General features: G+C 56.5%; 11 protein-coding genes. 7 read left to right on the top strand and 4 right to left on the bottom strand.

Annotated elements, in window-relative coordinates; translation table 11 throughout:
- Positions 1-372 precede the first annotated feature (372 nt).
- The 4 genes from IPN69_17680 to IPN69_17665 all read left to right on the top strand — a co-directional run bounded on the left by IPN69_17680 (position 373) and on the right by IPN69_17665 (position 3259).
- Positions 373-621, top strand: coding sequence for a hypothetical protein (locus tag IPN69_17680; GenBank protein MBK8812544.1), 249 nt, complete (start codon positions 373-375; stop codon positions 619-621).
- Positions 622-1034: 413 nt separating this feature from the next.
- Positions 1035-1652, top strand: a complete 618-nt coding sequence (locus IPN69_17675; protein ID MBK8812543.1) for a hypothetical protein — start codon at positions 1035-1037, stop codon at positions 1650-1652.
- On the top strand, positions 1624-2478 hold the full coding sequence (locus tag IPN69_17670; protein ID MBK8812542.1) for a carboxypeptidase regulatory-like domain-containing protein: 855 nt from the start codon (positions 1624-1626) through the stop codon (positions 2476-2478). Before IPN69_17675 ends, IPN69_17670 begins: the two co-directional genes overlap by 29 nt.
- A 211-nt stretch (positions 2479-2689) precedes the next feature.
- Positions 2690-3259: a hypothetical protein gene (locus IPN69_17665; GenBank protein ID MBK8812541.1), complete on the top strand. Its 570-nt coding sequence runs from the start codon at positions 2690-2692 to the stop codon at positions 3257-3259.
- A gap of 65 nt (positions 3260-3324) precedes the next feature.
- Here IPN69_17665 and IPN69_17660 read toward each other — a convergent pair whose 3' ends face one another.
- Positions 3325-3822, bottom strand: a complete 498-nt coding sequence (locus IPN69_17660) for an MFS transporter (protein ID MBK8812540.1) — start codon at positions 3820-3822, stop codon at positions 3325-3327.
- Positions 3823-3858: 36 nt separating this feature from the next.
- The gene (locus tag IPN69_17655) at positions 3859-4455 is read right to left on the bottom strand and encodes an MFS transporter (protein ID MBK8812539.1); all 597 of its coding nucleotides are present in this window, start codon (positions 4453-4455) and stop codon (positions 3859-3861) included.
- 613 nt (positions 4456-5068) lie between these two features.
- On the opposite strand from IPN69_17655, the gene IPN69_17650 reads away from it, so the two are divergent.
- The gene (locus IPN69_17650; protein MBK8812538.1) at positions 5069-6439 is read left to right on the top strand and encodes a M61 family metallopeptidase; all 1371 of its coding nucleotides are present in this window, start codon (positions 5069-5071) and stop codon (positions 6437-6439) included.
- 4 nt (positions 6440-6443) lie between these two features.
- Positions 6444-7721 (top strand): hypothetical protein, encoded by a 1278-nt coding sequence (locus tag IPN69_17645; GenBank protein ID MBK8812537.1) that lies wholly within the window; start codon positions 6444-6446, stop codon positions 7719-7721.
- Here IPN69_17645 and IPN69_17640 read toward each other — a convergent pair.
- Positions 7653-8540: a hypothetical protein gene (locus IPN69_17640; GenBank protein ID MBK8812536.1), complete on the bottom strand. Its 888-nt coding sequence runs from the start codon at positions 8538-8540 to the stop codon at positions 7653-7655. The genes IPN69_17645 and IPN69_17640 overlap by 69 nt on opposite strands.
- Between IPN69_17640 and IPN69_17635 the strand changes: the two genes are divergently transcribed.
- Positions 8535-9071, top strand: coding sequence for a DinB family protein (locus tag IPN69_17635; protein ID MBK8812535.1), 537 nt, complete (start codon positions 8535-8537; stop codon positions 9069-9071). The two genes, IPN69_17640 and IPN69_17635, sit on opposite strands and share 6 nt — an antisense overlap.
- A 112-nt stretch (positions 9072-9183) precedes the next feature.
- On the opposite strand, the gene IPN69_17630 is transcribed toward IPN69_17635, so the two are convergent.
- Positions 9184-11334, bottom strand: coding sequence for a VCBS repeat-containing protein (locus tag IPN69_17630; GenBank protein MBK8812534.1), 2151 nt, complete (start codon positions 11332-11334; stop codon positions 9184-9186).
- Positions 11335-11891 lie beyond the last annotated feature (557 nt).

The raw sequence follows: 11891 nt of genomic DNA, 5'->3' as shown, positions 1-11891 counted from the left end.
TGATATTCCCACCAAGCAGTGAGAATCACCCTTTTTCATCGCCAGAAACTTAGAAATCTCCAAAATCCCGCAATTCCGCCCTGTTTCAAAGATGGCATCCTTGCCCTGAATGTAGGGTGTAACTACCACTTAATGTTAGGAGGTGAGTAAGATGACTACTCCAAACCGAAAGGAGATTTATGTTCACGCAATCCGGGGTTTTGGGCTTTGCTATCCGGATTGGCTATTCTTATGTTTGCAGGAAGCACATTCTCTCAGCCTCCGTCAAGGCCAGTTCTGTCCTGCAAGAGGTTATCGCGACAGGAGCTTTGATCATTCCGATGGACAATGTTCATCAGGGAAATTCGTCCGGAACGACGTTCAACCTGAGTCATGCGGACGCCAAACTACCTTCTGCAGAACAATGTTCCAATCAAATGGGCAACAAAACCCGGTAAAGCGAAGGTTGATGAGGACTTTACCGCAGGCTTCTTCACCGATATTCCGGCAATACCCAGTCGGCCTCCGGAACGAACGTCGATTTTTCCGGCGGGGCCGTTCATCATCTCGCCGGAATACGGCGGTCATTACCAAGCCGGTTGTGACCGCTTTCAACAACATCATTTCCGGAACCACGGATGATGTCACGGTCTATCAAAACGACCGCGTCGGCAACGATCGATATCCGCTACACGCTGACACATAAGCCGCGGATCGCGATCGGCCCCGACGGCGGCGGTTTCGGAACGCTTGTTTGCAATTGCTGCTGAATTCGGCCGGCATCGGCAGCGCATATTATGCGGCCGTCGATGATTCGACGATCAATGTAGGTTCGTGTTTTACGATCCCCACTCAAGCGCACTCGACGTCGACCCAATGGGTCAGCGGCTACCGCGCTTTGTCGAAAGCAGCGCCAACTTGTTGCTTCAATGCGCGTCGATCAATACGTTCGAGAACAACGCTACATACAGGCGCTTTCAGGCGACCTTGGGCTATAGCGTTTTGGAACCAACGACGGCTCGGATGTTAACGGCACCGGCATATCGAACGGCGCGATGCCATTCGGCCAGTTCCGCGGAAATCTGAACGGCGAGCAGGACGGTGCGATCACCGACTATTCGCTCGCCAGCGGTTCGGTCTTCCAGAACGGAACACTGATCGCGGCGCGGCACACTGGCAGCAACGACGACGTGTATATCGCAACCGTCTCGCAGGTCGGAAACACCGGACTTGGCGGCGGCTATGTCTTTGAAATGGGCGGCCACGACTACACGCGCGGCACTTCGTCCGACCTTACGAACATCAACGGACGACGAATGTATTTGAACTCGTTGTTCGTTCCGCCTTCACGGCCGGTGACGTGCGGACTCGACCTCCCGACGATCTTCGGCTACAAGTGGGTAGCGCTGACGACCGACGTTCCGCCGACCGGATTGAGCCCGAACGACACGGTGACGTGGACGATAAACTATGTCAACACGGGTCTCGCGGCGGCGGCCAATTTTCAGATCGCGGATGTTCTCCAGTCCGATATTACGCTGGCCGGAACCGCGCCCAGCGCGGTCACGGTGACGGCAACAGGCACCGGGACGATCGCGGTCCGCAACGATTCTTATACGGGAATCAGGGGCGAATACGAATCTTTTGGCTCCGGGCGCGGTGCTCGGGGTTAACGGACGAATCGCGGTGACCATCAGGACGACGATCAACAGCGCCTATTACGGCACGATCCTGAACTGGCCGCTGGCAACCGGCACGAACGTGTCCGGTTCCGGCGTACGCTCGGATACGCTTGACGGTACGGTTGTCACCACACAGGGCGGTGTCGTCGCTCCGTCGACGTCGATCTGCCAGGGCGAGGCCGGCATTGGCTGTACAGGGCCATCGGAAACATTCCAGACCCCTGGAATCGATCCTACCTGTCTCAGAATCAACGCACCGACGGCCGCCGAAGCGTCGTATTCCGGAGCGGTTTACACGGCGGAAGGCATCGGCATTCGCGGCGTGACCATCTCGGCCCTGAATGTCTCGACGATGGAGGTCGCCTCGGCAGTTACCAATTCGTTTGGCAACTTTGCGCTCGAGGGGTTGACGGTGGGTGACTTGCACATCGTGACGCTTCGCCACAAGAGTTTCCATTTCTCGAACAATGACTTCAGGTTGACACTCGACGGCGATGTCGTCGGAGCGAGACTCGTCGCCGATCCCGAAACCGAGTTGACAACACCGGCAAGTCGCGATTCCGTGGAACGCAAGGTCGCGCCAATTTCAAACCCGATCATCAATTCGGCGAACGCTTCGATAAGCGGCTACGTAGTTGACTTAAACAACATTGGTCTTCCAAACATCTCGATCTCGGCTGTCGACACGCTGAATGGCGGTGTTTTCAGAACGCGAACGAATTCGTTGGGATACTATTCGCTTACGGATCTTCCAACAGGCGTGGTTTACAATGTGTCCATCGCCAGCAAAAGTACGCGTTCTCAACGAATGCGCTGACTTTGTTTCTTCGCGATGAACTGTCCGATCAGAACTTCTATCTCACGAACGAAAAGTGAGAACTGAAGGTTATTCGGGGCATCGGAAACTCGAAATTTCCGGTGCCTCTTTTCTTGTCCCGGCTTTTTCCCGCACGCCGGCCCGTTAACTTTTCCAAATCAACTTGCTATCATTTTGGCGCGCACGGACTTAACCATTCCGGGAGAATCGTATGAAAACCACCATCGGCTTGCTGCTATTGTTCATTCTTACTCAAGCGATTCCGGCTCAAAGCGTTTCATTCTGGGCCGAGCTAACAAAACTCTGCGGCAAAGCATATGTCGGAAAAGTCGAAGCGGCGCCGGCCGACGACACGACGTTCAAGGGAAAGGACCTTGTGATGCATATCCGTCGGTGCGACAAAAATCGCATTTTCGTTCCGTTCTTTGTCGGTGAGGACCGCTCGCGGACCTGGGTCTTTACGAAACTGAAAAACGGCCGGATCGAACTCAAGCACGATCACCGGCACGAAGACGGAACGCCCGACAAAGTGACGATGTACGGCGGCACATCGCCGAACGTCGGTTCTGCTATCCGGCAGATGTTTACCGCCGAAGAAGAAACGGTAAAGGTGATCGCCGCCGCGGCGACCAACGTCTGGTGGGTCGATCTCGTCGCGGGCAGTCATTTCACGTACAATCTCCGGCGAATTGGCACCGAACGATATTTTTCGATCAGATTTGATCTGAAAACCGAGGCGCCGGCACAGCCCGCGCCGTGGGGTTGGGTAGACAAGAAATAGCGGCCTCTATGCGTTCAGACTCTTCTCTTCGTTGTGCGTCATAAAATAGACGGCGACAAACAACGTCACCAAAGAATCGCAGCGGCCGTCCAGAAATTACGCTTGAGCGAATCCGCGTCGACTTGATTGACGGCGTTGTTGAGCAGATAACCGGTGAGCATCGGCGAGACCGCACGCGCGAGGCTCGCGGCCGATTGCATCACGCCAAGCGCCTTGCCCTGTTCGTGTTCGTGCGCGACCTTTGACGCAAGCGCCGTCAGCGATGGCGACGACAACCCGTTGCCGATGGCGAATCCGGCCGCGCCGATCAGCAATCCGATGAGCCCGAATGATTGCGCCGAAACATACGGGACCGCAAGAAAACTCACCAGTAAAATGAATACTCCGGCGATCACAAGCCGCGTCAATCCAAAGCGTTTCGACAGTTTGTCGAGCAAATAGCCCTGCATTATGACCGCCAGCAATCCAACGTAGGCGAGAACATATCCGGTGTGCTCGGCGTCGTAGCCGAAACTGAATCCGGTGTAGAGCGGAAACGCCGTGTTCATCATCGAAAACGCCATCACAAGCAGAAAATACTGCAGCGTCAGGGACGCGAATCAGGAATCGCGAACCGATTCGAACAGTTCCCTCAATCGGCCCTTTCTTTCGCGGACCGGCGCGCCCGGCTTCAGTGATTCCGGCAGAATGAAGTAAAGCAGCCCGGCGTTCAGGAAACTCAGTCCGGCGGCCACGAAGAACGGGATCTCGTGCCCCCATTTGCTCAGGATTCCAGCGATCGCCGGCCCCATTATGAACCCGAGCCCGAACGCCATACCGAATAGGCCCATCCCCTTGGCGCGATTCTCGCGCGTCGTGACATCGGCGATGTACGCCTGCGCCGTCGACAGGTTGGCGCCGGTGATCCCACCGAGCACACGGCCGGCGAACATCATCGCCAACGAACCGGCGAGGCCGATCATCAGATAACCGATACCGGAGCCGATGATCGAAAAGAAAAGTACGGGCCGCCGTCCGGTCCGGTCCGAAAGACTGCCGAGAATCGGCGCGAAGAAGAACTGCATCCACGAATAGACCGATACCAACAAACCGATCTCAAGCGGAGTCGCCTGAAAATCCTGGGCAAAAAACGGCAAAAGCGGGATGACCATTCCGAACCCGAGCAGATCAAGAAAGATCGTCAGGAAGATGATCAACAGGGGGTTTGGTGAAAAACTTTTGTTCGGCGGATTCCGTATGCATCTGGTCCAAAGTTTAGCAAATTATCTTAACGTAGTAGAATAACGGGAAATGAAACCGATCCTGGGGAGTTTGTCACTTCAATGCAGAAATCGCACAAAATAAAGGTTTTAGGGTTGCTTGCAATCGTAGTGTTCTTTTCTATGTATCAAGAATCGCCGGCTCAGCGCAAAAAGCCGAAGACCAAACCGCCGATCGTTGACATAAAACCGGTTCCGCCCGCGATCGGTTTCACGATTGGAATGTCGAAACCGTGGACGCACCGGCTCGAGGTCGAGATGCGCGTCAGTTGGGCGCAAATGCCGCCGACGGCCGAGATCGTGATGCCCGTCTGGACGCCGGGAAGTTACCTTATTCGCGAATACGCGCGGCACGTCGAGGATTTTTTCGGCGGAAACGCCGGGCGGCGCGAAACTTGTTTGGAAAAAGTCGAACAAGAATACCTGGGCAGTCGAGACCTCAGGGTCCAAAGAGCTCGTCGTGCGTTACAACGTTTATGCGAACGAACTTTCCGTGCGCACGAGCGAGCTCAATGCCGACCACGCGTTCATCAGTCCGGCGGCGCTGCTGATGCACCCCAAAGGCCAGATCGGTGCCGCTTCAACGGTTACGGTCGTACCGTTCGGCGATTGGAAGGTCGCGACCGGGCTGCCGAAAGTAGACGGTCAAACGAACGTCTTCAAATCGGAAAACTTCGACGTTCTCTACGATTCGCCCTTTGAGATCGGCAATCACACCGAGTTGAACTTCACGGTTCAGGGCAAACCGCACCGGTATGTCATCAACGGCGAAGGCAATTACAATCCACAAAAGCTCGTGCGGGATACGACGAAAGTGATTGAAGCGGCGTTTCAGATCTTCGGCGAACTGCCCTACACCGATTACACGTTTATCCTTAACCTTCGCGGCGGCGGCGGGCTTGAGCATTCGAATTCGACCGCGCTTCAGTGGAACCGCAACGGATTTGGCGGAGACCGCCATAACGATTTCATAGGCCTCGTCGCGCACGAGTTTTTTCATCTTTGGAACGTAAAACGGATCAGGCCGGACGCGCTCGGGCCATTTGATTATTCGAACGAGAATTACACGCGTCTGCTGTGGGTCGCCGAGGGGACGACGAGTTATTACGAAAACGTTTTGCTGCGCCGCGCCGGACTGATCACCGACAAAGAATTTCTTGCCGCGAAAGCGTCGATGATCCAGCAATTGCAGGAACGTCCCGGACGCTTCGAAACCAGTCTCGAAGAGGCGAGTTTCGACGCCTGGATAAAGTTTTACCGGCCCGACGAGAACTCGGTCAATAACCAGATCTCGTATTACGACAAAGGCGATATCGTGAGTTTTGTTCTCGACATCGAGATTCGTACGGCTTCAAAGGGCGCGAAATCGCTCGACGACGTTTTCCGTCATCTTTACGACGAGTTTTTCAAGAAGAACAAGAACTACACGCCCGAGGACTTTCAGAAATCCGCCGAGTTGATGGCCGGAAAGTCGCTCGGTGACTTCTTTTCGAAATATGTCCGCGGCCGCGAAGAGATCGACTTCAATGCGATCCTCGGCGGCATCGGACTGCGATTGAATGAGGGCCGCGGCAAGGAGACCGCTTACCTAGGCGCGACACTTCGAGAGGCGGGCGGGACTCTGACGGTCTCGGGCGTGCCCATCGGGACACCGGCTTTCGAGCAGGGATTGAACGTCAACGATCAGATCGTCGCGGTCGATGGCCAGCGCGCGAGTCAGCAGTTTTTGCAGTCGTATCTGAACGAGAAGAAACCGGGCGACAAGATCAGGCTGACGGTCTTTCGCTTTGACCAGTTGCGCGACATTGAGATCACGCTCGAGGGGCGTGGCCGCGCGAACTACTCGATCGTCAAGGTCGAGAACCCGACAGAAGATCAGCGACGGCTCTACAGCGACTATCTCGCGGCTGAGCTTAGGTAAAAATATGCGGACGAAGTTAGTATTTCTGGCTGTAATCGCGGCGGCGTTTTCGGTGGCCTGTCAGTCGAATGTTTTCAAATCACCGGCGATCGCTCCGGCGACCCTGCGTGAGGTTCCGTCGGTGAAACTCGGCTTTCGATATGAGGGCGATGTTCCGCAGCCCGCGACGGCAAGTCAAAACGCGGTTACGGAGGAACTTAATCCGGCCGTTCGGGCGGATTTTGACGGCAACCGTTCGGCCGACCTGCTCGCGAAGACGATCATTTCGCCGGACAACAAGCGAACTTTGGTGGCGTATAGTCGTGCCGGCGATCTGCCGGACACGTTTCGTCTGGATATGTACGGAGCGGACGGGAAGTTTCTTCGACGCGTTTCGCCGGACTCGATGGCGGTTGACTTTCTCGACAGCATCGTCTGGTCGCCCGATTCGACGAGCGTCGCCTTCGTCGCGATAACGCGCTCCGGCGGTTCCAGCCTTTCGACGATGCCGATGTCATCGAATTCGAACAGTACGGTTCCGGCGCTGGATTCGAATTCAAATACTGCCTTGCCCGTCGAACCGACTGCCGAAGCCACTCCGGCCCCGGCCCCGCCGCCGAACGTGCTGACGTTCCGAACCGAGCAGATCTACATTTGCACGGCGGAGGGGACGGACGTCAAGCCGATCACGCAGACTGAGAATCTGATCTACTATTACTTTGTCTGGTCGCCGGACAGTTCGATGCTGGCCGCGCTCGCGACGCGACTCGACGAATGGCGCTACCTGATGGCCGTCGCGAATCAAGCCGGCGAGAAGTTCGTGCCGGTCGGACGCCCGCGAATCATCGAAAAGAACGGCCGTGAGCGAACGCTCGATGACAGCCCGACCAAGGTTCATCCGGTCTGGTCGCCCGATTCCGGGAAGGTCGCGGTCGCTTTCGACAAGCCGGCGCAGATCCGCGTTTATGACGCCATCGGCAACGCGCCGACACAGGCCGCGATCCCGCTCCGCAACCCGCTGTTGATCTCGTCGCAGGCATACGACCGCGCCAAGGACAACCAGGCCGAGCAGAATTCGAACGTCGCGCCGGTGGTCGATCCGAATGCGGCGCAGGATGTGACGACGCTGCCGAACGAAAAGGATCTGGTTTCGTTTCAGCCGATCATCGGACTCGATTGGTCGGCCGACAGCAATCTGTATTTTCAGACCGGCTTCGTGCGCGAGTACCTGAACTCATCTGAAGATCGATTCTCGAGTCTCCGTTGGCACAGGCTGGTTTTGAGCGCGCAGGGAAGCAGGTGATTTTCGATTTCGGATTTTCGATTTGCGATTTGGGAATTGGGATTTCGGATTTCGGAATTGGGATTTGGGATTTGGGATTTGCGATTTGCCCCGAGTCAGTACCGCCTGCGTGAGCGGGCGGGCAACCGTTGGGATTGGGGAATGCCTGGAATCTGGAATGCCTGGAATCCGGAATGCCTGGAATCCGGAATGCCTGGAATCTGTAATACCTGGAATCCGGAATACCTGGAATCCGGAATGCCTGGAATCCGGAATGCCTGGAATCTGTAATACCTGGAATCCGGAATACCTGGAATCTGGAATGCCTGGAATCCGGAATGCCTGGAATCTGTAATACCTGGAATCTGTAATACCTGGAATCTGGAATACCTGGAATCTGGAATACCTGGAATCTGTAATACCTGGAATCTGTAATACCTGGAATCTGGAATACCTGGAATCCGGAATGCCTGGAATCCGGAATGCCTGGAATCCGGAATGCTTGGAATCCGGAATGCTTGGAATCCGGAATACCTGGAATCCGGAATACCTGGAATCTGGAATGCTTGGAATCTGGAATGCCTGGAATCTGGAATGCCTGGAATCTGGAATGCCTGGAATCTGGAATGCCTGGAATCCGGAATGCCTGGAATCCGGAATGCCTGGAATCCGGAATGCCTGGAATCTGGAATACCTGGAATCCGGAATGCCTGGAATCTGGAATACCTGGAATCTGGAATGCTTGGAATCCGGAATACCTGGAATCCGGAATGCCTGGAATCTGGAATGCCTGGAATCTGGAATACCTGGAATTTGGAATCTCGAACAAATCTTATGCAATATACAAAAATCTCTGAAATCTACGATGCGAACGATCAGATTCGCTTGAAACTCAAGGCCGTGATCGGCGATCTGACCGAAGCTCAGGCGGGCACGCGGGAAAACGACGAGGGGTGGACGATCCGCGAGATCGTCGAACATCTCGCGATCGTCGAAGACGGTATGACGAAGATATGTGCCAGGCTTCTCGCTGGCGGGGCCGAAAAGGGTGCGAAAGCCGACGGCGACGCAAAGATCTCGGGGGCGTTTCTCGAGAAGACATCCGCCTGGGGCAACGCGAAGGTCGAAGCGCCGGAACGCGTGCATCCGACCGGCACAAAGTCGATCGCCGAATCGGTCGCCACACTCGACGAAAACCGCATTCGCCTGAACGATCTGCGGAGCGCTTTCGAAACTGTCGAATGCACGGAGTTCACGTTCCCGCATCCGGCCTTCGGCGATATGAGCGCACACGAATGGCTCGCTCTTCTCGGCGCACACGAAGCGCGCCACATCTCACAGATCCGAAGAATTTTGGCCGGCACTGAATAAACAAAATGCAGAGTGCAAAATGCAGAGTGCAAAGTGCAGAGTGCAAGTATGAACTATGCACTCTACACTTTGCACTCTGCACTTGAATCCAAGGCGAACCGCCGTTCGATTCTTAGCGGGCCGTCGGGATGTCACCCGAAAGTCCGAACTGGCGGAAGTCGTACGTGTTGTCGACGCTTCTCCAGATGTACCACTGACCGGTCGACGGGCGGAACACCGCGATGTCCGTCTTGTTGTCGCCGTCGTAGTTGCCGGCCACCGGGATGTCTTCACTGATACCGAACTGGCGGATGTCGTAGCTTCCGTTGCCCGAGTTCCAGATGAACCACACGCCTGTTGACGGTCTGTAAACCGCGATGTCGTCGCGTCCGTCGCCGTCGAAATCGCCCCGGACCGGCTTGTCGCCAGGCGCTCCGAAGTGGAGGATCGTGATGCCGCCGTCCGAACTGCGGACCGAGTACCAGTCGCCGGTCGAAGGACGGAACACCGTGATGTCTCCCTTGCCGTCGCCGTCCATATCGTGCGACATCGGGACGTCTTCGGCGATGCCGAACTGACGGATCGTGTAGCCCGTGTTGTTGCTGTTGCGGACGTACCACGTTCCTGTTTCCGGACGGAAGACCGCGAGATCGTTCAAACCGTCGCCGTCGAAGTCACCGCGAACCGGCCTGTCGGTCGCGAAGCCGAACTGCGTTGCCGTCACGCCGCCGTCCGCGCTGCGGTTGACCTCCCAGACACCGAGGCCGTTGACGTTGCGGAATACCGCACGGTCGGTTTTGCCGTCGCCGTCATAGTCGGCCGACATCGGAACATCCGCCGCGTTGCCGAACGTTGCCGCCGTAAAGCCGGCGCCGTTCTGCGAGTACCAGGTTCCGGTTGACGGGCGGAAGACCGAGAGATCGTTGCTGCCGTCGCCGTCGAAATCCGAGTTGTGCGAATCGTTCAGGATTCTGCCGCCGATCTCGCCCGAAGGGTTATTGGCGCTGCCGATGACCGCGAACCACGAACCCATACGGAGAAGCTGGACTTGCTGAGCGGTAACGTTGACGGTCGTCGCATTGAAGTGTCCCTCGCCTTCGGGACTCGGAACCACGCCGAGATCGACGATCGTCGTCGTCACGTCGCCGACGGTTACCTGAACACGAGCCGACGTCTGCGTGCTCGTGAAGCGGTTGAATTCACCCGTCACGGTCGCCTGTGTTTCGGCGGCGTTGAGAAGAACCTTCATTTCGCCGATCGCATTGGTCGTGACGGCCGGCGTCAATTGCGCGCCGTTCAGGTGACCTTCGAAGTAACGGCCCTGCGGAGTGCTGTTCGGGCTCGGGCTCGGCGTCGGACCGCCGGCTGCTGTAAACGTTCCCGAAAGAACCGTCGTGCCGCCGTTCTTCATCGTGATCGTCGCGCCCGGAGTTACCACCGGAACCGTATCGCCGCGATCCGAACGGAGTCGAAGTCGGCCTTCGCCGCCGGTCTCAAGGACCAGACTGCCGATCGCCGCGTCGTTGATCGAAACCGCCAGCGACGTTCCCGCGGGTAGATTGACTTGATAAACACGCGCTTCGATCTCGGTGCGGCTGCTGTGAATTTCGTACGCCGCGTAACCGCGCGGCAGAATGCCGTTGATCGTCGCACCGTTCAGGATCGCATAGATCTCGCTTTCGCCCGGAGAAGGCGACGGCGAAGGACTCGGCGAACCGGTCGGAGTCGGACTTGCAGTCGGTGAAGCGGTCGGAGTCGCTGTCGGACTTGCCGTCGGTGAACCCGTCGGAGTCGCTGTCGGAGAACCGGTCGGAGTTGCCGTCGGGGTCGGCGTGCCGCCGGTGCCGCCGCCGAAAACGCCCGAAAGGATCGTCGTCGCGCCGTTCTTTACATCAACCGTCATCCCGTTGGAAACGGTCGGAACGGTCTGTCCGTCCTGTGTGCGAAGTTTCAGCCGCGCGCGAAGGTCGCTGCCGACCGTTGCCTGACCGATCGCGTTCCCGTTTAGGAAAGAGGTCAGGACCGCGCCGACGGCGTTGACGTCCTGCGATTCGACTTCGAGTTCGCGCTGACCGTCGTCATAAACGGTGTACGTCGCCAGCCCGTGCGGGTTGATCCCGCCGCCCGGCGCCGTCAATGTCGCCGTCAGCGTCAGAACCGGAACGCCTGCGGCATTCGCGGAAACCCTTTCGTTCATCACGAACGGCGCCGACACCCACGCGAAGATCGCGATCAAGACCAAACTAACTTTCCAGATTTGCCCATTTTTGTTTGCTTTTTTCATCTTTTATTACCTTCCTGTTTATTTCCTAAACGGGGGTTCAACAAAGGGACAGTGCGGAACGATCGACAAAAAAGACATTGGGGCGAAAAAAAGTTTCTGAATTCCTGACTCTCCCAAATTGCCGATCGGAAACGACTGAGCACGGAAAAGAGCCGTCACCGGCGACTACAATATCCGGCTTTTCCCGCAAACACGCGGAAAACGCGAAAAGCAGGATTGAAAAAAGTTCATTTTCAGGATTTTTGGCGTGTTTCACGGGAAAGAAGTTTTCTATGGCGCGATCCGGGATTATTGCGGCCTGTCGGAAAAATCGATGCCAGTGTGCGGAGCAAACGCACGTACGACAGCACCACGTGAAGCGGAGCGGAACCCAGGTGTCAGCTTCGATAAATTCAAGCAAGCGTGTAGAACACGCGGATCTGTTGCAGCCACAAGAGTTGCGCGTGTTACACACGCTTGGGAACTCGGTGCGACGGGCCACCATGTTCCGCTCCGCTTCACGTGGCGCTGTCGCAAGTTCGCGTGCTCCGCACGCTTGAAGAAGCAGATTCAGTTGT

It is taken from the genome of Acidobacteriota bacterium (assembly GCA_016715115.1).
Lineage (GTDB): Bacteria > Acidobacteriota > Blastocatellia > Pyrinomonadales > Pyrinomonadaceae > JAFDVJ01.
The sequence above is the reverse complement of the archived record's forward strand: the minus strand, read 5'-3'. Positions and strand labels throughout refer to the sequence as shown.

Bases quoted from the DNA above. Each gene is read 5' to 3' on its own strand.
- IPN69_17645 (MBK8812537.1), top strand. From the start codon at position 6,444: ATGCGGACGAAGTTAGTATTTCTGGCTGTAATCGCGGCGGCGTTTTCG.
- IPN69_17660 (MBK8812540.1), bottom strand. From the start codon at position 3,822: ATGGCGTTTTCGATGATGAACACGGCGTTTCCGCTCTACACCGGATTC.
- IPN69_17635 (MBK8812535.1), top strand. From the start codon at position 8,535: ATGCAATATACAAAAATCTCTGAAATCTACGATGCGAACGATCAGATT.
- IPN69_17680 (MBK8812544.1), top strand. From the start codon at position 373: ATGCGGACGCCAAACTACCTTCTGCAGAACAATGTTCCAATCAAATGG.
- IPN69_17665 (MBK8812541.1), top strand. From the start codon at position 2,690: ATGAAAACCACCATCGGCTTGCTGCTATTGTTCATTCTTACTCAAGCG.
- IPN69_17650 (MBK8812538.1), top strand. From the start codon at position 5,069: ATGCACCCCAAAGGCCAGATCGGTGCCGCTTCAACGGTTACGGTCGTA.
- IPN69_17630 (MBK8812534.1), bottom strand. From the start codon at position 11,334: ATGAAAAAAGCAAACAAAAATGGGCAAATCTGGAAAGTTAGTTTGGTC.
- IPN69_17675 (MBK8812543.1), top strand. From the start codon at position 1,035: ATGCCATTCGGCCAGTTCCGCGGAAATCTGAACGGCGAGCAGGACGGT.